This is a genomic window from Streptomyces sp. P1-3 (assembly GCF_050613155.1).
GTDB lineage: Bacteria > Actinomycetota > Actinomycetes > Streptomycetales > Streptomycetaceae > Streptomyces.
Genome location: NZ_CP192512.1, coordinates 4,731,254 through 4,753,414 on the forward strand (window position 1 = coordinate 4,731,254; position 22,161 = coordinate 4,753,414).

At 71.5% G+C, this 22,161-nt stretch carries 18 protein-coding genes; 9 read left to right on the top strand and 9 right to left on the bottom strand.

Going from position 1 to position 22,161, the window contains the following annotated elements:
• Nucleotides 1-14 precede the first annotated feature (14 nt).
• Nucleotides 15-1,370, top strand: coding sequence for a hypothetical protein (locus ACQUSR_RS20565; protein WP_431047740.1), 1,356 nt, complete (start codon nucleotides 15-17; stop codon nucleotides 1,368-1,370).
• Nucleotides 1,371-1,711: 341 nt separating this feature from the next.
• Here the strand turns inward: ACQUSR_RS20565 and ACQUSR_RS20570 are convergent, their stop codons facing one another.
• Complete coding sequence (locus ACQUSR_RS20570) at nucleotides 1,712-2,725, bottom strand: alpha/beta hydrolase (RefSeq protein WP_431044051.1); 1,014 nt, start codon at nucleotides 2,723-2,725, stop codon at nucleotides 1,712-1,714.
• 229 nt (nucleotides 2,726-2,954) lie between these two features.
• Nucleotides 2,955-4,481 carry a peptide MFS transporter gene (locus tag ACQUSR_RS20575; RefSeq protein ID WP_431044052.1) on the bottom strand — a complete coding sequence of 509 codons (1,527 nt, stop codon included), beginning with the start codon at nucleotides 4,479-4,481 and terminating at the stop codon, nucleotides 2,955-2,957.
• Nucleotides 4,482-4,804: 323 nt separating this feature from the next.
• Between ACQUSR_RS20575 and ACQUSR_RS20580 the strand changes: the two genes are divergently transcribed.
• Complete coding sequence (locus ACQUSR_RS20580) at nucleotides 4,805-5,485, top strand: response regulator transcription factor (RefSeq protein WP_431044053.1); 681 nt, start codon at nucleotides 4,805-4,807, stop codon at nucleotides 5,483-5,485.
• Nucleotides 5,486-5,507: 22 nt separating this feature from the next.
• Complete coding sequence (locus ACQUSR_RS20585) at nucleotides 5,508-6,761, top strand: ATP-binding protein (protein ID WP_431044054.1); 1,254 nt, start codon at nucleotides 5,508-5,510, stop codon at nucleotides 6,759-6,761.
• 91 nt (nucleotides 6,762-6,852) lie between these two features.
• Here the strand turns inward: ACQUSR_RS20585 and ACQUSR_RS20590 are convergent, their stop codons facing one another.
• Nucleotides 6,853-7,353, bottom strand: coding sequence for a GtrA family protein (locus ACQUSR_RS20590; protein WP_431044055.1), 501 nt, complete (start codon nucleotides 7,351-7,353; stop codon nucleotides 6,853-6,855).
• A gap of 180 nt (nucleotides 7,354-7,533) precedes the next feature.
• Between ACQUSR_RS20590 and ACQUSR_RS20595 the strand changes: the two genes are divergently transcribed.
• From ACQUSR_RS20595 to ACQUSR_RS20605, 3 genes are all read left to right on the top strand, one after another.
• Nucleotides 7,534-8,673 (top strand): 5-(carboxyamino)imidazole ribonucleotide synthase, encoded by a 1,140-nt coding sequence (locus tag ACQUSR_RS20595; RefSeq protein WP_431044057.1) that lies wholly within the window; start codon nucleotides 7,534-7,536, stop codon nucleotides 8,671-8,673.
• Nucleotides 8,670-9,206, top strand: a complete 537-nt coding sequence (purE, locus tag ACQUSR_RS20600) for a 5-(carboxyamino)imidazole ribonucleotide mutase (protein WP_431044058.1) — start codon at nucleotides 8,670-8,672, stop codon at nucleotides 9,204-9,206. Before ACQUSR_RS20595 ends, purE begins: the two co-directional genes overlap by 4 nt.
• Nucleotides 9,207-9,301: 95 nt before the next feature.
• On the top strand, nucleotides 9,302-10,489 hold the full coding sequence (locus ACQUSR_RS20605) for a dipeptidase (protein WP_431044059.1): 1,188 nt from the start codon (nucleotides 9,302-9,304) through the stop codon (nucleotides 10,487-10,489).
• A 30-nt stretch (nucleotides 10,490-10,519) separates the two neighbouring features.
• Here ACQUSR_RS20605 and ACQUSR_RS20610 read toward each other — a convergent pair whose 3' ends face one another.
• Together ACQUSR_RS20610 and ACQUSR_RS20615 are read right to left on the bottom strand one after the other, a co-directional pair.
• Nucleotides 10,520-10,894, bottom strand: a complete 375-nt coding sequence (locus ACQUSR_RS20610; RefSeq protein ID WP_431044060.1) for a VOC family protein — start codon at nucleotides 10,892-10,894, stop codon at nucleotides 10,520-10,522.
• Between the two features lie 68 nt (nucleotides 10,895-10,962).
• Nucleotides 10,963-12,303 (bottom strand): UDP-glucose dehydrogenase family protein, encoded by a 1,341-nt coding sequence (locus ACQUSR_RS20615; RefSeq protein WP_431044061.1) that lies wholly within the window; start codon nucleotides 12,301-12,303, stop codon nucleotides 10,963-10,965.
• A 175-nt stretch (nucleotides 12,304-12,478) separates the two neighbouring features.
• Here ACQUSR_RS20615 and ACQUSR_RS20620 point away from each other — a divergent pair, with 175 nt between their 5' ends.
• Nucleotides 12,479-13,636: an acyl-CoA dehydrogenase gene (locus ACQUSR_RS20620; RefSeq protein ID WP_431044062.1), complete on the top strand. Its 1,158-nt coding sequence runs from the start codon at nucleotides 12,479-12,481 to the stop codon at nucleotides 13,634-13,636.
• Nucleotides 13,637-13,700: 64 nt separating this feature from the next.
• Here ACQUSR_RS20620 and ACQUSR_RS20625 read toward each other — a convergent pair whose 3' ends face one another.
• Nucleotides 13,701-15,062, bottom strand: a complete 1,362-nt coding sequence (locus ACQUSR_RS20625; RefSeq protein ID WP_431044063.1) for an LCP family protein — start codon at nucleotides 15,060-15,062, stop codon at nucleotides 13,701-13,703.
• A gap of 204 nt (nucleotides 15,063-15,266) precedes the next feature.
• Between ACQUSR_RS20625 and ACQUSR_RS20630 the strand changes: the two genes are divergently transcribed.
• Nucleotides 15,267-15,809, top strand: a complete 543-nt coding sequence (locus ACQUSR_RS20630; protein WP_431044064.1) for an acyl-CoA thioesterase — start codon at nucleotides 15,267-15,269, stop codon at nucleotides 15,807-15,809.
• Nucleotides 15,810-15,837: 28 nt separating this feature from the next.
• On the opposite strand, the gene ACQUSR_RS20635 is transcribed toward ACQUSR_RS20630, so the two are convergent.
• Both ACQUSR_RS20635 and ACQUSR_RS20640 read right to left on the bottom strand, forming a co-directional pair.
• Nucleotides 15,838-17,127, bottom strand: coding sequence for a sulfotransferase family protein (locus tag ACQUSR_RS20635; protein ID WP_431044065.1), 1,290 nt, complete (start codon nucleotides 17,125-17,127; stop codon nucleotides 15,838-15,840).
• A gap of 456 nt (nucleotides 17,128-17,583) precedes the next feature.
• Nucleotides 17,584-19,014, bottom strand: coding sequence for an LCP family protein (locus ACQUSR_RS20640; RefSeq protein ID WP_431044066.1), 1,431 nt, complete (start codon nucleotides 19,012-19,014; stop codon nucleotides 17,584-17,586).
• Nucleotides 19,015-19,284: 270 nt separating this feature from the next.
• Here ACQUSR_RS20640 and ACQUSR_RS20645 point away from each other — a divergent pair, with 270 nt between their 5' ends.
• Nucleotides 19,285-20,301: a glycosyltransferase family 2 protein gene (locus ACQUSR_RS20645; RefSeq protein ID WP_431044067.1), complete on the top strand. Its 1,017-nt coding sequence runs from the start codon at nucleotides 19,285-19,287 to the stop codon at nucleotides 20,299-20,301.
• 83 nt (nucleotides 20,302-20,384) lie between these two features.
• On the opposite strand, the gene ACQUSR_RS20650 is transcribed toward ACQUSR_RS20645, so the two are convergent.
• Nucleotides 20,385-22,136, bottom strand: a complete 1,752-nt coding sequence (locus tag ACQUSR_RS20650; protein WP_431044068.1) for an LCP family protein — start codon at nucleotides 22,134-22,136, stop codon at nucleotides 20,385-20,387.
• Nucleotides 22,137-22,161: the final 25 nt, after the last annotated feature.

Here is a 22,161-nt window from a genome sequence, read left to right on the forward strand (position 1 = left end):
GCGCGGGTGTGCTGATGGGCGCGGGTGCCGCGGGGGCCGCCGAGGTCGCGTACCAGACCGAGTGCCTGCCGCCCCCCATCTCCGGCCTGCCGCCGATCCAGGGCACCACCAAGGTGGACATCCAGGCCCCGGCCACGGCCAAGGTGGGGCAGGAGGTCGAGGTGGTGTGGAAGACGGTCGCGGCGGCCTCCAAGAACCCGGACATCCTCGATCTGGAGAAGGACACCGTCAAACCGACCGGCACGATCACCCTGGGCGGCGCCCAGACCGGCGAGTTGCGGCTCGAAGGCCCGCGGCAGAACCCGCCGGTCCCCAAGAACAGCCCGATGCCGCTGTCCGACATGAAGGCCAAGGTGAAGCTGACGGCGGCGGGGGAGGTCACGCTGACCCCCGGCTTCTACAACATCAACGTCAGCAAGCCGGTCTCCACGGACACCAAGTGCTCGCCGAAGGAGACGGTGAAGCCCGCCGCCACCATCAAGGTGACGGCCGACGGCGGTACGACGGGCGGGACCACCGGCGGGACGAGCGGCGGGACCACGGGCGGTACGACGGGTGGCACCACGGGCGGTACGAGCGGCGGTGCGACGGGAGGCAGCACCGGCGGTACGACTGGCGGTACGACCGGCGGTGGCACCACCGGCGGTGGCGATCCCGGCGGTGGTACCCACACCGGAAAGGAGATCGACGTCGACTACCTGTGCAAGACGCCCATCGGCGACAAGCGCGCGGTCTCCCCGGTGCGGATCGACGCCAAGGAGAAGAGCGGGGCGTTCGACCTGACCGTGAAGTTCGGCAAGTCCGTCATGGACAGCCCGGCGGACATCCCGGCGGGCTCGGTCAAGCCGTCGATGGCCGTCACGGTCGGCGGTGCGGACAAGGGCACCGTCGCGGTCGAGGGCCCGGTGAACAAGGACCCGATCAAGTCCGGCGACCCGATCGCGATCCCGGACCTCACCGGTACGTACAAGCCCGGCGCGAGCGGCAAGTCGACGCTCAGCCCCGGCGTACTGACCGTCAAGGCGCTCGGTACGACCACGACCTGCACCCCGGTGAAGGCCCCTGGCGCCTCGCTGGAGCTGGACACCACGGGACAGCCGGGCGGCGTCACGGGCGGATCCAGCACCGGTGGCGGCACCGGAGGCGGGTCCAGCGGCGGGGCCACGGGCGGGACGAGCGGCGGGAGCGGCGGTACGTCCGGCTCCGGCTCGGGCTCCGCGTCCGGCACCGGCGGCGGCCTCGCCGAGACCGGCGCGGGCGATCACGGCGGGCTCATGGCGTTCGGCCTGATCGGCGGCACGGTCGTGCTGCTCGGCGCGGGACTGCTCACGGCCACTCCGTGGCGGCGCACCGTGCGGAACCGCCGCTGAGCCGGGTCCCCAAGGGCCGGACGGGCCCGCCGCGCGGCACGGTGCGTGCGTACGCGCCCGTATCGGCGCCGTCAGCCCGTCCGGCCCTGCGTGCCCCAGCCCGTCCGCCCCTGCGTGCCTCAGCCTGTCCGGCCCGCGTGCCTCATCCCGTCCGGCCCTGCGCGCCCCAGCCTGTCCGCCCCTGCGTGCCTCAGCCCGTCCCGGCCCTGCGCGCCCCAGCCCGTCCGCCCCTGCGTGCCTCATCCCGTCCGACCTCGCAGGCCCCAGCCCGTCCGGCCCTGCGTGCGCCCAGCTCGTCCGGCCCGCGTGCCCCAGCCCGCCGTCCGGCCCCGCATCCCGTGTCAGTCCGTCCGGCCCCGGGTCCACGCGGCCGCCGCCGCTGCCACCTTGGCCACGACCTCCGGGTCCTCCAAGAGGCCCGCCCCATGCGCGTCGCCCGGGACCACCTCGACCGTGATGTCGGCCGCCGCCATCCCCGCCGACCGCTCCGCCGCCGCGAGGTCCCACGCGTGCCCGGCGGGCACGAAGTCGGCCGCCGAGTGCAGCAGGTACATCGGCGCGTCGTCGGCTCCCGAGGCGTGGTGGCGGGCCGCCATGTCCCGCCACACCCGCCCGCAGGCCCCCTCGGTCCGTACCGGTTCGCAGCCCGCCAGCCGCGCGGCCTCGCGGCGCAGTCTCCGCTGCTCGGGGGCCGCGTCCGCCGTGCCGCCGTCCAGCCAAGCCCGGTACGGGGACGCCACCGGGGACAGGGCGATCACCCCGGCGACCTGCCTCCCACCCGCCCTGTACGCGCCCGCGTTCGTCACGATCTGCCCGCCCGCCGAGGAACCGAGCAGCACGAGCCGGTCCCCGGTGAGCGCGAACCGTGCCGCGTTGCGGCGGATCCAGCCCAGCGCCGCCAGGACGTCGTCCCGCTGGGCGGGCCAGCGGGCGTCGGAGTTCAGGCGGTAGTCGACGTCGAAGACGGTGAAGCCCTGGGCGGCGAACGTACGGGCCCAGCCACTCCAGTCCGTGTCGATTGCCCAGTAGCCGCCATGCACGATCACCAGACCCGGCCCCGGCGCGCCGCCCGGCGGCCGGTAGGCGGTGAGTACCTGCCGGGAGTGGGCCCCGTAGGCGTGGGTCTCCACCGCCCCGTCCCGGCCGGCCGGAGCGCGTACGACAGCCATCGGAGTGCGCGTGACCGCCACGGGAGTGCGTACGGCCGCCACCGGGGTGCGTACGGCCGCCGCGGCGGAGCGTACGGCCGTCGCCGCGGGCGGCAGGGTCGCACAGCAGCCCAGCAGCAGTGCCCCGCACACGGTGAGGCGGGCCGCTCCACGGCGGGGCCGTACGCGACGACGTATGGGCGCCACGGCCACATCGTGCGGGCCGGCCGCCCGCCCCGCATCCCGTACGGGGCCGTACGGGTGAAGGTGCGGCAGCGGCGGTCCACGAACGCGACAGGGCCCGGCGCACGCGAAGGCTCCGGCATACGGGAAGGCTCCGGCGCACGCGAAGGCCCGGCACACACGAAGGGCCCGGCGCGTATCCCGCGCCGGGCCCTTCCCGTACGTCAGCCGGTCACCCGGCCGCCGCCGTCTGTCAGCTGGCGTCCGCCAGCTCGGCGATCCGCTTGCGGTACATCCACACCGCGATGCCGGCCAGCACCGCCAGCCCGGCCTGCAGCGCGATGATGCCCCGACCGCTGAGGTCGACCTCCGCGATGGACAGCAGACCCGTGGTGCAGTCACCGGCGGTGACGGCCAGGAACCACACGCCCATCATCTGGCTGGCGTACTTCGCCGGGGCCATCTTGGTCGTCACCGAGAGGCCGACCGGGGAGAGGCACAGCTCACCGATGGTCTGGATCATGTAGATCGAGATCAGCCAGGCCGGGGTGACCTTGGAGCCGTTCTCGGTCATGCCCATCGGGATCACGAAGATGAAGAACGAGGCGCCGATGAAGAGCAGCGCCGTGGCGAACTTCACCGTGGTGTTGGGCTCGCGGCCGCGCCGCGCCAGGGACAGCCACATCCAGGAGAAGACCGGGGCCAGTGCCATCACCCACAGCGGGTTCACCGACTGGAACCAGGAGGTGGAGAAGTGGATGCCGAAGACGTCGTCCGTGGTCTTCTTCTCGGCGAAGGCGGACATCGTCGAGCCGCCCTGGTCGAAGATCATCCAGAAGACGGCCGCGGCGACGAAGAACCAGATGTAGCCGTTCATCTTGCGCTGCTCGACCGCCGAGAGCTCCTTGTCCCGCTTGATGCGGAGGAGCACGCCGGCCGGGATGATCAGGCCCGCGATGGTGATCGGGATCAGCGCCCAGTTCAGCGTCCAGTGGCCGGACGCCACGACGATCGTGTAGAAGACCGCGGCGACGGCGAGCCAGGTCAGGCCCTTGCGCAGCCAGGAGTTGCGCTCCTCGACCGTCAGCGGGGTCGGCACGACGCTGGAGCGCGGCGACAGGTGGCGGGTGCCGATCAGGAACGAGATCAGACCGATCGCCATGCCCACCGCGGCGAGCGCGAAGCCCAGGTGCCAGTTGTATTCCTCACCGACCGTGCCGATGACCAGCGGGGCGGCGAAGGCACCGATGTTGATGCCCATGTAGAAGACGGTGAAGCCGCCGTCGCGACGCGGGTCGTCCGGGCCGTCGTAGAGCTGGCCGACCATCGTGGAGATGTTGGCCTTCAGCAGACCGGAGCCGAGCGCCACCAGCGCCAGGCCGACGAAGAACATCGCCTCGCCGGGCACGGCCAGGCACAGGTGGCCGGCCATGATGATGCTCGCCGCGACGGTGACCGTCTTGCGCGGCCCCCAGACCCGGTCGCCGATCCAGCCGCCGGGCATGGCGAGCAGGTACACCAGGGCCACATAGACGGAGTAGATGGCCGTGGCGCCCGCCTCGTCCATCCCCAGGCCGCCGCCCTGACTGCCCTTGCCGGCGTCGGGCCCACCAGAGAGCAGGTACAGGACGAGCAGGGCGCGCATGCCGTAGTAGCTGAAGCGCTCCCACATCTCGGTCATGAAGAGCGTGGCCAGTCCGCGGGGGTGGCCGAAGAAGGTCTTGCCGCTGACCGTGGGGTTTCCCGGGTCCGCGGCGTCCTTCGTCAGGCTGGACGCCATGGTGATTCCTTCGGTGAGGGGGGTTCGCTGTGTCGGCGACTGGGGGTTCCAGCCGGGCACAAAGAAGACCTCCGGCGCGCCGTGCGGCCAAAGGTCCTCAAGGTCGTGCTACAGACGTCCCGTCACGATAAGCCACGTCCTGGCGGACATTGGGCTGGATGAGAGAAAAGTCACGAGTATGAGGCGCAACTTCTCACCAGCCTAAGATCATGCGTTCGCCGGCCGTTCGCCGACCGGTGGTTCGACCGTGTCAGGGCTGGTCACGGCGGGCGGTGCCGCCATCCCGCCCCGATCGCATACCCCGTCGGACTACCATCACTCCCATGACCCGAGTACTGCTCGCCGAGGATGACGCGTCCATCTCGGAGCCGCTCGCACGCGCGCTGCGCCGCGAAGGATACGAGGTAGAGGTGCGGGAGGACGGACCCAGCGCGCTGGACGCCGGGTTGCAAGGGGGCGTCGATCTACTCGTCCTCGATCTGGGTCTGCCGGGCATGGACGGGCTGGAAGTGTGCCGTCGGCTGCGCACCGAGGGGCACGGCTTCCCGGTCCTGGTGCTCACCGCCCGGGCCGACGAGGTCGACACCGTCGTCGGACTGGACGCCGGCGCCGACGACTACGTCACCAAGCCGTTCCGCCTCGCCGAACTCCTCGCCCGGGTACGGGCCCTGCTGCGGCGCGGCGCCGGCGAGCAGCAGGCGCAGGCCCCCGCCACCCACGGGGTGCGGATCGACGTCGAGTCCCACCGCGCCTGGATGGGGGACGAGGAGCTCCAGCTCACCGCCAAGGAGTTCGACCTGCTGCGGGTGCTGGTGCGGGACGCGGGCCGGGTCGTCACCCGCGACCAGCTGATGCGCGAGGTCTGGGACACCACCTGGTGGTCCTCCACCAAGACCCTCGACATGCACATCTCGTGGCTGCGCAAGAAGCTCGGCGACGACGCCGCCAACCCCCGCTACATCGCCACGGTGCGCGGTGTCGGCTTCCGGTTCGAGAAAAGCTGACCCGGGCTGACACGGTAGGGACATGCGCCGTCGCCTGATCAACTCCACGCTCGCCGTGGTGCTCGTCGTCATCGCCGTCTTCGGCGTCTCGCTGGTGATCGTGGAGACCCGCACCATCGAGAACAGCGCCCAGGAGAGCGTGGACTCCGACGCGGTCCGGCTGGTGAGCATCGTCGACAGCCGGCTCATCGGCGGCGAGCGCATCACCCCGGAGGTGCTGCGCGAGCAGGTCGGGAGCGGACGCTACGCCCGGATCAAGATCCCCGGCCGGGAGCCGGTCGAGGTCGGCACGCGCCCCGGTGGCAGCGTCATCTCCGCCGAGAAGGTGGGCGAACACCGCGAGACCGTGCTGGTCGAGGCGGACCGCTCGACGGTCAGCAAGGAGGTCGGCCGCACCCTGACGATCATCCTCGGGGTGGCGCTGCTGGCCGTGATCGCCGCCGTACTGCTGGCGGTACGGCAGGCGCACCGGCTCTCCGCCCCGCTCACCGACCTGGCCGAGACCGCCGAGCGGCTGGGCTCCGGCGACCCGCGGCCGCGCCATCGCCGGTACGGGGTGCCCGAGCTGGACCGGGTCGCCGATGTGCTGGACAGCAGCGCGGAGCGGATCGCGCGGATGCTGACCGCCGAACGGCGCCTGGCGGCCGACGCGTCCCATCAGCTGCGTACGCCCCTGACCGCGCTGTCCATGCGGTTGGAGGAGATCACGGTCACCGACGACCTGGAGACGGTCAGGGAAGAGGCGACGATCGCCCTGGGTCAGGTCGAGCGGCTCACGGACGTGGTGCAGCGGCTGCTGACCAACTCCCGCGACCCGCGCACCGGCTCCGCCATCGCCTTCGACCTGGACGAGGTCGTCAAGCAGCAGATCGAGGAGTGGCGGCCGGCGGTGCGCAGCGAGGGCCGGGCCATCGTGCGCTCCGGCAAGCCGGGCCTGCGGGCGGTCGGCACGCCGGGAGCCGTCGCCCAGGTGCTCGCCACGCTCATCGAGAACTCGCTGATGCACGGTGACGGTACGGTCGCGATCCGTACCCGGGTCACCGGGAACCAGGCGGTGGTCGAGGTCACCGACGAGGGGCCGGGTGTGCCGCCGGAGCTGGGCGCCCGGGTCTTCGAGCGGACGGTCAGCGGCCAGAACTCCACGGGCCTGGGACTCGCGGTCGCCCGCGACCTGGCGGAGGCGGACGGCGGTCGACTGGAGCTGCTCCAGCAGTGCCCGCCGGTCTTCGCGCTCTTCTTGAGCCGCGAAGCCGATCAAGCGACGGAAGGTGCTTGAGCCGCGAAGCTGATCAAGCGACGGAAGGTGCTTGAGCCGCGAAGCTGATCAAACGGCAGAAGGTGCTTGAGCCGCGAGGCGGCGCAGGAGCCTACTTCCTGACGCTCCGCGCCTGGTTCTCGGCGAGGATGGACTCCGCGGCCTCCACGGCCTCCCGCGCGGGCAGCGCGCGGAACACCCACGTCCGGTACGACCAGAAGCGGAAGAGCGTGGCGACGCCGATGCCGACGAACTTGAACACGTTGCTCTGCAACGGCGTGTCACAGCCGAACCCGTACGTCGCGGTGAAGAGCACGCCGTTCGCGATCACCAGGCCGACCGCGCTGAACAGCAGGAAGAGCGTGAGCTCCCTGGTGCGGCGGCTCTTGTCACGGTCCCGGTACGTGAAGTAGCGGAAGCCCACGTAGTTGAAGACGATCGCGACCACCGTCGCGATGATGCTGGCCCTGACGACGGGCAGCTCGGTGTGGTGCCGTACCAGGTTGAAGACGCCGAGGTCGACGAAGACGCCGAGGCCGCCGACCGCGCCGAACTTCGCGATCTCGCGGGCGAGTTGCTCCACCTGCCCGCGCAGTGTGCGCCGTTCACTCATGGTGATCGTTCAGCCCCGTCCGATCGGCGTTGACAACGATTCATGCTAACCAGCCCGCTCAGGCCCCCGCTCACAGGTGTCGGCAATTGGGTGCCGGGCCGGGCCCGGCGTGCACTTTCCCCCGTTCGGGTGATCCTCCAAGTTGACCGGGTCGGCCCCGCGGGCGTTTACCCTGGGTGCGTGACATTCCCGGTAGTCGGCATGGTCGGCGGTGGCCAGCTCGCCCGTATGACCCACGAGGCAGGCATCCCGCTCGGCATCAGGTTCAAACTGCTCAGCGACACCCCGCAGGACTCTGCGGCCCAGGTGGTGAACGACGTCGTCATCGGCGACTACCGCGACCTGGAAACCCTTCGTGCTTTCGCACAAGGCTGTGACGTGGTCACCTTCGATCACGAGCATGTCCCGGCCGAGCATCTGCGGATTCTCGAAGCGGAAGGCGTCGTCATCCGCCCCGGCATCGAGGCCCTGCGGCACGCCCAGGACAAGGGCGTCATGCGGGCCAGGCTCGACGAGATCGGCGTCCCGTGCCCGCGTCACCGGATCGTGACCGACGCGGCCGACGTGACCCGCTTCGCCGAGGAGGGCGCGGGCTTCCCGGTCGTCCTCAAGACCGTGCGCGGCGGCTACGACGGCAAGGGCGTGTGGGTGGTCGGGGACGAGACGGCGGCCGCCGAGCCGTTCCGCGCCGGGGTGCCCGTCCTCGCCGAGGAGAAGGTCGACTTCGCGCGCGAGCTGGCGGCCAACGTCGTACGGTCCCCGCACGGCCAGGCCGTCGCCTACCCCGTCGTGGAGTCCGTCCAGACCGACGGCGTCTGCGACACCGTGATCGCCCCCGCCCCCGAGCTCTCCGCCGAGCTGTCCGCCCAGGCCCAGCGGCTGGCGCTGCGCGTCGCCGAGGAACTGGACGTCGTCGGCCATCTCGCCGTCGAGCTGTTCGAGACCCGCGACGGCCGCATCCTGGTCAACGAGCTGGCGATGCGCCCACACAACTCCGGCCACTGGACCCAGGACGGCGCGATCACCTCGCAGTTCGCCAACCATGTGCGTGCCGTCCTCGACCTGCCGCTGGGCGACCCCCGCCCGCGCGCGAAGTGGACCGTCATGGTGAACGTGCTGGGCGGCGACTATCCGGACATGTACCCGGCGTATCTGCACTGCATGGCCCGCGACCCGGGATTGAAGATCCACATGTATGGCAAGGACGTGAAGCCGGGCCGTAAGGTCGGCCACGTCAATACCTACGGCGACGATCTGGCCGACGTCATCGCGCGCGCCCGGCATGCCGCCGACTACCTCCGAGGGACCATCACCGAATGAGTACGACCCCCACCGGCCCCGTCGTCGGCATCGTCATGGGCTCCGACTCCGACTGGCCCGTCATGGAGGCGGCGTCCAAGGCCCTGGACGAGTTCGAGATCCCGTACGAGGTCGATGTGGTCTCGGCGCACCGGATGCCGCACGAGATGGTCGCCTACGGCGAGAGCGCCGCCTCCCGGGGCCTGAAGGCGATCATCGCGGGCGCGGGTGGCGCCGCCCACCTGCCGGGCATGCTCGCCTCCGTCACCCCGCTGCCGGTGATCGGCGTCCCGGTGCCGCTCAAGTACCTCGACGGCATGGACTCGCTGCTGTCGATCGTGCAGATGCCCGCGGGCGTGCCCGTCGCCACGGTCTCCGTCGGCGGCGCCCGCAACGCCGGGCTGCTGGCCGCCCGGATGCTCGCCGCGCACGACCCCGAACTGCTGGAGCGTATGCGGCACTTCCAGGTCGAGCTGAACGAGCAGGCCACCGAGAAGGGCAAGCGGCTGCGCGCGAAGGTGGAAGGCGCGGCACGCTTCGGCTTCAACAAGTGACCTGAGCCTCGCCAGGTGACCCGGCCTCACCACGGACCCCGCCGACGGCGTGACCGGGGCGTGACTTCGGCCGCGGGCCGTACGAGGATGGGATCATGACCGACCTCCTCGCACAGGCGCGCGAACTGCTGGCCGTCCACCCGGTCGTCGACGGCCACAACGACCTCCCCTGGGCGCTGCGCGCGCAGGTGCGGTACGACCTCGGCCGCCGCGACATCGCCACCGACCAGCGCGCCCATCTGCACACCGACATCCCCAGGCTGCGGGCGGGCGGCGTCGGCGCGCAGTTCTGGTCGGTCTTCGTCCGCTCGGACTTCAGCGGTGACAACGCCGTCAGCGCCACCCTCGAACAGATCGACGTGGTACGGCGGTTGGCCGACCGCTACCCCGAAGATCTGCGGCTCGCGTTCACCGCCGACGACATGGAGGCGGCGCGAGCGGAGGGCCGGATCGCGTCCCTCATGGGCGCCGAGGGCGGCCACAGCATCAACTGCTCGCTGGCGACCCTGCGCGCCCTGTACGACCTGGGCGTCCGCTATATGACGCTCACCCACAACGACAACGTCCCCTGGGCCGACTCCGCCACCGACGAGCCCCGGGCGAACGGCCTGACCCGCTTCGGCGAGGAGGTCGTGCGGGAGATGAACCGGCTCGGCATGTTGGTCGACCTCTCCCACGTCTCGGCCGACACCATGCGGGACGCCCTGCGGGTGTCCGCCGCGCCCGTGGTCTTCTCGCATTCCTCGGCCCGCGCCGTCTGCGACCACCCGCGCAACGTCCCGGACGACGTCCTGGCGGCGCTGCCCGCCAACGGCGGTATCGCGATGGCGACTTTCGTACCGAAGTTCATCCTGCCCGAGGCCATCGCCTGGACGAAGGCCGCCGACGAGAACATGCGCGCCCACGGGTTCCACCATCTCGACACCACCGCCGAGGCCATGGCCGTGCACCGGGCCTTCGAGGAGACCACCCCGCGCCCCCTCGCGACCGCCGCCACCGTCGCCGACCACCTCGACCACATGCGCGAGGTCGCGGGCGTCGACCACATCGGGATCGGCGGCGACTTCGACGGCACCGCCTTCACCCCGGCCGACCTGGCCGACGTGGCGGGCTACCCGAACCTCGTCGCCGAACTCCTGGCCCGCAAGTGGTCCACCGCGGACCTGGCGAAACTCACCTGGCGGAACGCGGTCCGCACGCTGCGCGCCGCCGAGGACACGGCCCGCGACCTGCGCGCCACCAGGAGTCCGTCGATCGCCACGATCGACCAGCTCGACGGCTGACTCCCGCGGCCCGGGTACCGCGGGCGCCGGTCAGCAGGCGCACAGGCAGAAGGGGTGCCCCGCCGGGTCGCGGTAGACCCGCCAGTCCCGCTCGCCGCCGTCGTCGCCCTGGAGCAGCGTCGCGCCGAGTGCGAGGACCTCGCGCTCGGCGTCGTCCAGCTGCTCCCGCGGCACGTCGAAGTCCAGGTGCAGCTGCTGGGAGTGCTCCGTGCTCGGCCAGCGCGGCGGTACGTAGCCGACGACCCGCTGGAACGCGAGGAGGCGGTTGCCGTGGGTGCCGAGGACCTCGACCCAGTCCTCCCGGTCGGCCTGCACCGTTCCGCCCAGCACGGCGGCGTAGAAGTCGGCGAGCGCGCGGGGGTCGGGGCAGTCCAGGACGGTGACGCCCATGGCGGCGACGGCCATGATTCCTCCCTCGGTGCGGACGGGGTGCGGAGGAGTGCAGGCTATCTCCCGGCGGGCTGTCCCGGGGGTCAGGCGTGCGGGCGGCCCATCGCCCGGAAGTTCCAGCCCGCGTCGCGCCACCGCGCCGGGTCCAGGGTGTTGCGCCCGTCCAGGATGCGCCGTTCCGCGACGACCTCGCCCAGCTGGGCCGGGTCCAGCTCGCGGAACTCGGCCCACTCGGTCAGGTGCAGCACCGCGTGGGCGCCGCGCACCGCTTCCGGCGCGTTCGGCGCGTAGGCGAGGGTCGGGAAGACGGCGCGCGCGTTGTCCATGCCCTTGGGGTCGAAGACCGTCACCTGGCCGCCCTGGAGGTGGATCTGCCCGGCGACGTTGAGCGCGGGGGAGTCCCGTACATCGTCGGAGTCCGGCTTGAACGTCGCGCCGAGCACCGCGACCCGCTTGCCGAGGAAGCTGCCGCCCACCGCATCGCGGGCCAGCTCCACCATGTGGCCGCGGCGCCGCATGTTGATGGAGTCGATCTCGCGGAGGAAGGTCAGCGCCTGGCTCGCGCCCAGCTCGCCGGCGCGCGCCATGAAGGCCCTCAGGTCCTTGGGCAGGCAGCCGCCGCCGAAGCCGATCCCGGCGCGCAGGAACTTCCGCCCGATCCGGTCGTCGTGGCCGATGGCCTCGGCGAGCTTCACCACGTCGCCGTCGGACGCCTCGCAGATCTCCGCCATCGCGTTGATGAACGAGATCTTGGTGGCCAGGAAGGAGTTGGCGGCGGTCTTGACCAGCTCGGCGGTCGGGAAGTCGGTGACGACGAACGGGGAGCCCTCCCCGACCGGTGTGGCGTACACCTCGCGCAGCACCTTCTCGGCCTGGTCGCTGGTGACGCCCACGACGATCCGGTCCGGGTGCAGGGTGTCCTCGACGGCGAAGCCCTCGCGCAGGAACTCCGGGTTCCAGGCCAGCTCGGCGTCCGCGCCCGCCGGGGCCAGCTCCGCCAGCCGGGCGGCGAGCCGGGCCGCGCTGCCCACCGGCACGGTCGACTTGCCGACCACCAGCGCCGGCCGGCGCAGATGCGGGGCGAGCGACTCGAAGGCGCTGTCCACGAAGCTCATGTCGCACGCGTACTCGCCGTGCTTCTGCGGAGTGTTCACGCAGACGAAGTGGACGTCGCCGAACTCGCCCACCTCCTCGTAGGAGGTGGTGAAGCGCAGCCGGCCGGTCGAACCCTCGATGCCCGCCACATGCCGGTGCAGCAGCTCCTCCAGCCCCGGCTCGTACATCGGCACCCGGCCCGCCGCGAGCATCGCGATCTTCTCCGGGACGACGTCGAGCCCCAGCACCTCGAAGCCGAGCTCGGCCATCGCCGCGGCGTGCGTGGCGCCGAGGTATCCGGTGCCGATCACGGTGATCTTGAGGGCCATGCGGGGCTCCAACAGCAGGTATGGACGGACGTGCGAGCAAACGCGCAGCCTGAGCATAGTCGGGGCCGTCAGGGGGCAGGGTCGGCGCTGTCGGCAAGCTCACCTGTACCCGGCCGAATCACGCCCATAGAATTCTGTTACTTAACGGTAGTTAGCACTCAGAGGAGTGAGAACCTTGGCGGGATCCGCGGACTTCGACCTGTACCGGCCGCTGGAGGAGCACGAGATGCTTCGTGAGTCGGTGCGGGGGCTCGCTGAGGCGAAGATCGCGCCGTTCGCGGCGGCGGTCGATGAGGAGGCGCGGTTCCCGCAGGAGGCGCTGGACGCGCTGGTGGCCAATGATCTGCACGCGGTGCATGTGCCGGAGTCGTACGGGGGTGCGGGGGCGGACGCGCTGGCGACGGTGATCGTGATCGAGGAGGTCGCGCGGGTGTGCGCGTCCTCGTCGTTGATTCCGGCGGTGAACAAGCTGGGGTCGCTTCCGGTGATCCTGTCGGGTTCGGAGGAGCTGAAGCGCAAGTACCTGGGTCCGCTGGCCAAGGGCGATGCGATGTTCTCGTACTGCCTGTCCGAGCCGGACGCGGGTTCGGACGCGGCGGGGATGAAGACCCGCGCGGTACGCGACGGCGACCACTACATCCTCAACGGTGTGAAGCGGTGGATCACCAACGCGGGCGTCTCGGAGTACTACACGGTGATGGCGGTCACCGACCCGGAGAAGCGCAGCAAGGGCATCAGCGCGTTCGTGGTGGAGAAGGGTGATGAGGGCGTCTCCTTCGGCGCGCCGGAGAAGAAGCTGGGGATCAAGGGTTCTCCGACCCGTGAGGTGTATCTGGACAACGTGCGGATCCCGGCGGACCGGATGATCGGCGCGGAGGGTACGGGCTTCGCCACGGCGATGAAGACCCTCGACCACACGCGGATCACGATCGCCGCCCAGGCGCTGGGGATCGCGCAGGGGGCGCTGGACTACGCCAAGGGCTATGTGCGGGAGCGTAAGCAGTTCGGGAAGCCGATCGCGGACTTCCAGGGGATCCAGTTCATGCTGGCCGACATGGCGATGAAGATCGAGGCCGCGCGCCAGTTGACGTATGCGGCGGCGGCGAAGTCGGAGCGTGGGGATGCGGATCTGACGTTCCAGGGCGCGGCGGCGAAGTGCTTCGCGTCGGATGTGGCGATGGAGGTCACCACGGACGCGGTCCAGCTGCTGGGTGGTTACGGCTACACGCGGGACTATCCGGTGGAGCGGATGATGCGGGACGCGAAGATCACGCAGATCTACGAGGGCACCAACCAGGTCCAGCGCATCGTCATGGCCCGCAACCTGCCGTAAGGACTCCGGTACGGAAAAGCGCCGGACGGGCCAGCGAGCCCGTCCGGCGCTTTCGCGTCGCGGTTCAGTTGCCGGAGACGGTGACCTTCTCGTCGTTCTTCAGCTGCTCGACCAGCTGCTTGACCTTGGCCTTGTCCCACAGCACCGCGCTGCCCTTGGGCGTGGCGTAGCCCGGGTTGGCGACCGGCATGTTCATCTGCTTGCCGTCACCGCCGGAGACGCCCTTCATCGCGAAGAACATCTCCTTCAGGTCCCACAGGCTCATGTCCTTGTCGACGATGAGGTTGTCCAGACCGGCGCCCATGGTCGGGTAGAGCTTGAACGGGTTGATGATCGTGCTCGGTGTGGCGGCCTTGTTGGCCAGCGCGGACAGGAACTTCTGCTGGTTCTTCGCGCGGTCCAGGTCGCCGCCCGCAAGGCCGTAGCGCTGCCGGACGAAGGCGAGTGCCTCGCGGCCGTCCAGCGTCTGCTTGCCCTTCTTGAAGTTCGTGCCGGCGTGCTTCTCCTTCATGTCCTGCGGGATGTCGATCTCCACACCGCCGACCGCGTCCACGATCTTGGCGAAGCCGTCGAAGCCGATCTCCGCGTAGTGGTCGATCCGCAGGCCGGTGTTGTACTCGACCGTGCGGACCAGCAGCCCGGGGCCGTCGGAGGAGAAGGACGCGTTCAGCTTGTTCTGGCTGGGCTGGTAGCGCTTGCCGCTCTCCGAACCGGTGAACGCCGGGATGGTCACCCACGAGTCGCGGGGCAGGCTGACCATGGTGTTCCCGTTGTCACCGACGTGCAGCAGGATCATCGAGTCAGTGCGGCGGCCGGTGGCGGAGCCGGTGTGCAGCTTCTTCTTGGCCTCGTCGGACATGCCCTCGCGGCTGTCCGAACCCACGATCAGGTAGTTGGTGCCCTCTCCGCCGGCGGGGCGGTCCTCGACCTTGCTCAGGTCGACCTCGCGGCGCAGCTTGGAGTCGGCCCAGAAGTACGTGACGATGCCGTCCACCAGCAGCACGGCCAAGATGACCGCGGCGCCTATGCCGATGCGCTTCTTCCAGTTCTTCGGCCTGCCGGGCGCCTGCCGGGGCGGGCGCGGGCCGCCGGGGCCGCTGCCGCGGCCCTGGTCCGGCCCGGCGCCTGCCGGACCGTTCGGGCTGCCGTGGCCGTAGACCTGGCCGGTGTTGTAGCCGTCGTCGTACTCGTCGTAGCCGCCTGCGCCGGCCGGGCCATCGGGCGACTGGTAGCGCTGCTGCGGTACCGGACCGCGGGGCGACAGCTCGGGCGGCAGCGGCGGCTCGGCAGGCTGCCGCTGCGGGCCCGGCATGCCGCCGCGCCGCACCTGCGGCATGGCGCGGGCGCCCTCCGGCTGCGCGCCGTGGCTGCCGCGCCCGTACCGCTCCCTGCCGTCGCTGGTCCGCCCCTCGGGCCAATCGTTCATGGGAGGAGTGTGCCCGGTCCGTCCGGTGGCCTCACAGGCCGGGTGCCGGATCGGGCCGCGGCTGTTGCAGAGCTGATGCAATGGCCGTCGGTTGTGTGGCTGTTTGTGCTGCGGTGTGTCGCCGCCCGTGAACTCTCGCCGGGCTCCCGCCGCGGTGCCGGGCGCGGTTCCCACCGCGTACCCGGCCGCGCATACAGTGGACGCATGATCGAGCAGCCCGCCCCTGAGCCTCTGCCGGGGAAGCCCACCTCGGCGTCCCGCACCACGCTCAGCCACATCATGACCGCGAGTGACACCAACCTCCTCGGTACGGTCCACGGCGGCGTGATCATGAAGCTGGTGGACGACGCGGCGGGCGCGGTCGCCGGACGGCACTCCGGCGGGCCGGCCGTCACCGCCTCCATGGACGAGATGGCCTTCCTGGAACCCGTCCACGTCGGCGACCTCGTTCATGTGAAGGCGCAGGTCAACTGGGTCGGACGGTCCTCCATGGAGGTCGGCGTCCGGGTGCTCGCCGAGCGCTGGAACGAGTCCACGCCCGCCACCCAGGTCGGCAGCGCCTACCTGGTCTTCGCCGCCGTCGACGCCGAGGGCAAGCCCCGGCCGGTGCCGCCGGTGATCCCGGAGACCGAGCGCGACAAGCGGCGCTACCAGGAGGCCCAGATCCGGCGCACGCACCGGCTCGCCCGCCGCCGCGCGATCATGGAGCTGCGCGCCAAGCGCGCCGCCGAGGGCATCGAGGACTGACGAGGGTCCACCCGGTCCGGCCGGGAAGTCAGGGCTTCTCGGGCGCCAGGTCGAAGAAGTCGTAGTAGAACGCGAAGCGCTCGCGCAGCTCCGGGACGCTCAGCGCGAAGTCCTCGGCCGCGTAGCGGTGGCGGCCGGCGCGGCGGCCCTCGGACTCGGCGAAGCCGCGCATCGCCCGTTCGGTACCGGCGTCCAGCTCGCGGTCCGCCGTCTCGTACACCCGGCGCAGCTCGCGGACCGGGTCGGAGATCAGCTCGCGGAAGAAGACGTCCACCAGGCGGTCACCGGCCGCCTCGCGGTCCCGGAGCGCGGCACGCAGCAGGCGCTCGGTGAAGTCCGCGGCGCACCGGCCGATCACATGCGGGTCCGGGTGGTCGAAGTAGGTGCGCGCGTCGTAGCTGAGCATGTTGCTGAGGGAGACCACCGAGGTCACCGGGTCGCGGTGGGTGTGCACCACGGTGGCGTCCTCGAAGGTGTCCAGCAGCGGGATCAGCATCTCCAGGTGGCCAGGGGTCTTCAGCGCCCACCGCTCGCCCCGCGGGCGGCTCCACTGCATGAACTGCAGGTAGCGGCGGAAGAGCCGGTAGCCGCCGCGGTGGTCGGCGCCGGTGAACCACCGGGTGTACGCCGGGACGAGCACGGCGTTCTCGTACATCGACGAGCAGTGCCCGGCGGCCAGGAGCGGATACTCCTCCTCCGGCTCGTCGTGCACCAGCTCGTGCATCGCGGCCTGCTCGGGCAGCAGCCGGTGGACCATGCGCAGCTCCTTGCGGCTGCGGGCGATCCGCGGGTCCGGGTCGGGCGGCGGGACCGCCGGGTCCCCGTCCGGGAGCGGATGCCGGGTCTCCCACAGCGGCAGCGTCCGCCAGTGCGGGTCCTGGCCCAGCAGCTTCTGGACGAAGGTGGTGCCGGTGCGCGGGATGCCGGCGACGAACAGCGGACGGACGACCGGGGCCTGGAAGACCTCCGGGCGGCGGGCCATGAGGTCCATCAGCCGCAGCCGGTTGGCCAGGCTCCCGGCCAGCTGGCTCTGGAGGACGAAGCGGCCGTTCGGGCTCAGGCGTATCTCGCGGTTCAGCGACTCGCACAGGACGGCGAGCGGCTCGTCCAGCGGGGCCTCGTCCCCGAAGTCCACGAGCCCCGTCCCGGCCCGGGCCCCGCTCTTGAGCCGCTCCGCGTCGAGCGGCCACAGACGGGTGGCGAAGGGACGGAAGGCCGTGTTGAAGGATCTCTGGAGCCAGGGCAGTCGAGGGTGGGCCAGTTGCGCCCCGCGCGAGGTGAACTCTCGGCGGGGCGGGGGACACGCCTGATGCAGCATCGGACCTTCCAGCGCAGACGAGGAGGTGCGAGGGAGCCGCGCCCTCGGTGCTTGGTGACCCGGCCAAGCTAGCGAGCCCGCCCGCCGCCGTCCAGCAATCCCATCGGCCTGGGGAAGGCCCGTCCGAACCGTCAAGGGGACGGCGAAGTGCCTGGTCAAAGCGTTACGGAGGAGCTTCCCCGGGAGGGCGGACCGCCGCCGGAGGGGGGTGCGGACAGGGGGTACGGCAGGGGTGCGCAGGGGGTACGGAGAGGGGGGCGCGGCGGGGTAGGGGAACGGGTGTGCGGAAGCGTGCGAAGGGCGCACACGGCAGTACGCGCCGAGCGGCGGCAGCGGCCTGCCCGGCGGCGGCGCGGTGTACCCGCGGTCGCATCGGGTCCGGCTCCGGCAGCGCCTTGCCCGGCCGCATCCGGACCGGCTCGCAGCGGCTCGTCCAGCCGCAGTCGACGGACTGGTTCAGCCGCAGTCGACCTGATCGCCGGTGACCGCCCCGTACCCGCTGCCGCTCCGGTCCGGGCGCTGGGCCCGTACCCGGTGCACGCCCCGGTGGTCCGTGCCGAGCGTCACCCGCAGCACCGGCCCCTGCCCGGGCGCCGCCCGCAGCTCCGCCCCCGGCAGCGCGGCCAGCAGGGAGCGCGCCGAGCGGTCCCAGCCCGGGTCGTACGAGATCACCGTGCGCCGCACGGGCGCGGGCGCGGCCACGGCCGAGCCGGTGGTGGCGAAGCCGTTCGCGCGCAGCTGCCGGGCGACCTCGGCGCCCAGCCCCTCGGCCGGGGTCCCGTTGACCACCTCGACGCGGATCCGGGACGGGGCCACCTCCACCACGGCGGGTGAGCTGTCCTTGCGCGCCGGGCGCCGCACGGCCAGCGGCCGGTCCTGGCGGATGGCCTTGAAGAGCCGGGCCGCCCCGGCCTTGTCCCAGCGAACGGTGGAGCCGACCCCCGGCACGTGGTGGCTCGCGTCGCGGAGCGGCACCGAGGCGAACTCCGAGGACGAGGGGGTGAAGCCCCGCATGGCGCGGCCGAGGGCCACCAGCTCAAGGGTCCCGAAGCCGCGGTCGGCGCGGACGGAGCCCAGCATGGTGGTGGCGACCTTGTTGAACTTCACCGGGTTCAGCAGCACCCCGCTGTCGGTGGCCTTGCGCAGCAGTGCGGCCAGGAACCGCTGCTGGCGCCCCATCCGGCTCAGGTCGGCGGCGCCGTCGAGATGCCGGGACCGGACGTACTGGAGCGCCTGGCCGCCGTCCAGGGTGTGCTTGCCCGCCGCCAGGTCGAGACCGGTGTGCGAGTCCCGCAGCGGCCGCCGGGTGCAGACCTCCACCCCGCCCACCACGTCGACGGTCCTGATGAAGCTGGTGAAGTCCAGCTCCACGTAGTGGTCGATGTGCACCCCGGTCATGTGCTCGACGGTGCGCACGGTCAGGCTGGGGCCGCCCTCGGCGTACGCGGCGTTGATCTTCTGCGGATGCGCGGGGTGCCGTTCGCCGGTCCTGCGGTCGGTGTACGCCGGGATCCGGGCGTACGAGTCGCGCGGCAGGCTCACCACACTGGCCCGCTCCCGGTCCCCGGACAGGTGCACCAGCATCATCGTGTCGGTGCAGTGGCAGGGGGCGCCGCCCAGCTGGTAGCGCCTCCTGTCCGCCAGGCTGATCTTGTCGCGGCCGTCGGTGCCCACGAGCAGGACGTTCATCCCGTCGCTGCCCCTGGGCCGGTCGTTGAGCCCTTCGAAGGCGTCGACCCGCTGGATGTTCGACTCCAGCCCGGTGACCAGGGCGTGCCCGATGCCGCCGGCGGCCAGGACCAGGACGGCGGCCCCGGTGCCCAGCCGCAGACCCCAGCGGGGGCGGCGGGCCGGGGCGGGGCGCGGGGGACGGTCGGGACCGGTCACGTGACAAGACCTCCGCGACGAGGAGAGGAAAGCAGGGCGTGGGGAGGGGTACGGGCGAGGGGAGGGGTACGAGTGGGACAGCGGCGCCCAGTGACCGTAGGCCCATACGATGAGCACCCGAGGCGCTCCACGCCGCCCGTACCGCCGCTGCCACTCGGCCGGGGCGATGCGGTGTCCCCCATTAGCGGTAACGTGGCCTCGATACTCGCAGCCACCCGGGGGCGCTGCCGCGACGCGGCGGCCGCCACGGGGCCGTACCCCCGAGGAACGATGTCTGAGCAGCAGCCTCCGGCCGTCTCCGTGATCATGCCGGTGCTCAATGAGGAACGCCACCTCCGCAATTCCGTGCGGCACATCCTGGCGCAGGAGTACGCCGGCGAGATGGAGGTGGTGATCGCGCTCGGCCCGTCCACGGACCGGACCGACGAGATCGCCGCCGAGCTCGTGCGGGAAGACCCGCGGGTGCACACGGTGCCCAACCCCACCGGCCGCACCCCCGCCGCGCTGAATGCCGCGATCAAGGCGTCCCGGCACCCGATCGTGGTCCGCGTCGACGGCCACGGCATGCTCTCGCCGAACTACATCGCCACCGCCGTGCGGCTGCTGGAGGAGACCGGCGCCCAGAACGTCGGCGGGATCATGCACGCCGAGGGCGAGAACGACTGGGAGCACGCGGTCGCCGCCGCCATGACCTCCAAGATCGGCGTCGGCAACGCGGCCTTCCACACCGGCGGTGCCGCGGCCCCGGCGGAGACCGTGTACCTGGGTGTCTTCCGGCGCGAGGCGCTGGAGCAGCAGGGCGGCTACAACGAGGAGTTCATCCGCGCCCAGGACTGGGAGCTGAACTTCCGGATCCGCGAGGCGGGCGGCCTGATCTGGTTCTCGCCGGAGCTGAAGGTCTCCTACCGGCCGCGGCCCAGCGTGAAGGCGCTGGCCAAGCAGTACAAGGACTACGGCCGCTGGCGGCATGTCGTCGCCCGCTACCACCAGGGCTCGATCAACCTGCGCTACCTGGCGCCGCCGACCGCGGTCTGCGCCATCGCCGCCGGAGTGGTGGTCGGCGCCGCGCTCACCCCCTGGGGCTTCGCCGTCCCGGCGGGCTATCTGGCGGCGATCGCCGCGGGCTCGGTCCCGGCGGGCAAGGGGCTGCCGTTGAAGGCCCGGCTGCAGATACCGGTGGCGCTGGCGACGATGCACATGTCGTGGGGCTGGGGCTTCCTGACCAGCCCGCGCGCGCTGGCGAAGAAGGTCATCGCGAGCCGCCGGGAGGCGGTCGTCACGCGCTGACCGGCGAACCGCCGAGCCCCGTGCAGAACGCCGGACCAGCCCCAGAGGGCCGGTCCGGCGTTCGCCGTCGTACGGCCTGACCGTCAGAAGCGGTTGAGCGGATTGACCTTCATGCAGGCCCCCTTGTCGTCGCCGTTGAGCGCATCCGACATGCTCGGCGCCTCGCCGTCGTCCTTGGACGCGTCGCCGCCGCTGCCCGCGGCCTTCGGATAGGCCGTGCCCTCGCGCCAGTCCGCGCCCACGACCAGGGTCACCTGCGTGACCGAGGTGGAAACGCGCACGGCGCTCTCCGGCAGCCCGAGCGCCTTGGCCAAGGCCAGCGCGTCACCCTGGAATTCCGGTTTGGGATACGTGATCGTCGTGTCCGCCTGCGACTTGGGCGTGGCGTCGGCGACGGCCTTCGCGAAGCCCTTCTGCACCAGAGTGTCGGCGATGACCTTCGCGCGCTGCGGCACCGGACCCAGTGAGGCGGTGCCGGTGCCGTTCTGCACCGTCACCGGGATCTCGGCCTTGGGCACCGACGGCGCGGGCGCGGCGGACTTGCTGCTCTTCGGCTTCTTCTTGTCCTTGCCGTCCAGCGCGATGTCGTCGCGCAGCAGCGAGAAGATCTTGTCGGCGTCGCCCGGCTTCGGGATCACATGGTCGTCGTCCTGCGGGTCCGGGACCCACGGCATGGTGGTCATGGTGATCCGCTTGGTGGGCACCCGCTTGAGTTCGTTGCCCAGGTCGTAGAGCTTCTTGACGGTGCCCAGGCCGGGGTCGACGGTGAGCGCCTTGGTCGCCGCCTCCGCCAGGTCCATCAGCTTGCCCGGGTCGGTCAGCTTGGTGCCCGACTTCAACTGGCGGACCATCGCGCTCATGTACATGTGCTGGGCCTTGGCCCGGCCGATGTCGCTGCCGTCCTCGAAGCCGTGCCGGGTGCGCAGCCACTGCAGGGCCTGCTCGCCCTTCACCTCGTGCTCGCCCTCCTCCATGCGCAGACCGGAGTCCTTGTCGTAGACGTTGTCCCTGACACAGACCGGGACGCCGCCGACCGCGTCGGCCATGTCCACCACGCCGGAGAACTCGATCTTCATGAAGTGGTCGATGTAGATGCCGGTCAGCTCCTGCCAGGCGGCGACCGTGCAGCCCGGACCGCCGTGCTGCATGCTGTTGTTGATGGTCTGGTTCGTGGTCTCCGGGTAGACCGTGCCGTCCTTCGCCGTGCACTTGGGGATCTTCACGCGGGTGTCGCGCGGAATGCTGATCACCGACATGCTGCTGCGGTCGGCCGAGACGTGCAGCAGCATCTGGACGTCGGCGCGCGGTGCGTCTCCCTGCATGTCGCGGGCGCCGCCGAGCTTGACGTTCTCCTTGGAGTTACGGCTGTCGGAACCCAGCAGCAGGATGTTCAGCGGCCGCTGGCCGTCCGCGTTCGCCGGGCCCCTCTCCAGGTCGCTGTCGCCGAGGTTGCGGTCCTCTTTCCTGATGTTGCCGTTCAGGTGCAGGTAGTAGAGATAGCCCGCACCGGCCGCGGCCAGGATCAGGACCGCCAGGCTCAGCGCGGTCCACTTGAGTATTCGCACGCCCTTGCTGCGCTGCTTGCGCGGGGCGCGACGCCGACGGCGGCCACCGGGACCGGGGCGCGGGCCGGGGGCGCCGCCCCGCGGGCCGGGCACGGCGGTGCGGTCCGGGCCTGCGCCGCCGTCGACCGGGCGCCGGACCGGCTCCCCGGAGCCGCTGACGGCCGGCTCCTCGTACCCGCCCGAGTCCACCTCGGCGCCCCCGCCCGACCCCTGGGCCGCGGGCGTGCGCCGACGGCGGCCCTGCCCGTGCAGCCTGCTCTCCTGCCCCATCGGGCCTCCCCCGTTGATTGAGTGC

Coding starts and splice junctions, on each gene's coding strand:
- ACQUSR_RS20610 (WP_431044060.1), bottom strand. CDS start 10,894: ATGGCCGTCGCCGCCATGGGCGTCACCGTCCTGGACTGCCCCGACCCC.
- ACQUSR_RS20645 (WP_431044067.1), top strand. CDS start 19,285: ATGTCTGAGCAGCAGCCTCCGGCCGTCTCCGTGATCATGCCGGTGCTC.
- ACQUSR_RS20635 (WP_431044065.1), bottom strand. CDS start 17,127: ATGCTGCATCAGGCGTGTCCCCCGCCCCGCCGAGAGTTCACCTCGCGC.
- purE (WP_431044058.1), top strand. CDS start 8,670: ATGAGTACGACCCCCACCGGCCCCGTCGTCGGCATCGTCATGGGCTCC.
- ACQUSR_RS20615 (WP_431044061.1), bottom strand. CDS start 12,303: ATGGCCCTCAAGATCACCGTGATCGGCACCGGATACCTCGGCGCCACG.
- ACQUSR_RS20580 (WP_431044053.1), top strand. CDS start 4,805: ATGACCCGAGTACTGCTCGCCGAGGATGACGCGTCCATCTCGGAGCCG.
- ACQUSR_RS20585 (WP_431044054.1), top strand. CDS start 5,508: ATGCGCCGTCGCCTGATCAACTCCACGCTCGCCGTGGTGCTCGTCGTC.
- ACQUSR_RS20625 (WP_431044063.1), bottom strand. CDS start 15,062: ATGAACGATTGGCCCGAGGGGCGGACCAGCGACGGCAGGGAGCGGTAC.
- ACQUSR_RS20650 (WP_431044068.1), bottom strand. CDS start 22,136: ATGGGGCAGGAGAGCAGGCTGCACGGGCAGGGCCGCCGTCGGCGCACG.
- ACQUSR_RS20590 (WP_431044055.1), bottom strand. CDS start 7,353: ATGAGTGAACGGCGCACACTGCGCGGGCAGGTGGAGCAACTCGCCCGC.
- ACQUSR_RS20605 (WP_431044059.1), top strand. CDS start 9,302: ATGACCGACCTCCTCGCACAGGCGCGCGAACTGCTGGCCGTCCACCCG.
- ACQUSR_RS20565 (WP_431047740.1), top strand. CDS start 15: ATGGGCGCGGGTGCCGCGGGGGCCGCCGAGGTCGCGTACCAGACCGAG.
- ACQUSR_RS20575 (WP_431044052.1), bottom strand. CDS start 4,481: ATGGCGTCCAGCCTGACGAAGGACGCCGCGGACCCGGGAAACCCCACG.
- ACQUSR_RS20630 (WP_431044064.1), top strand. CDS start 15,267: ATGATCGAGCAGCCCGCCCCTGAGCCTCTGCCGGGGAAGCCCACCTCG.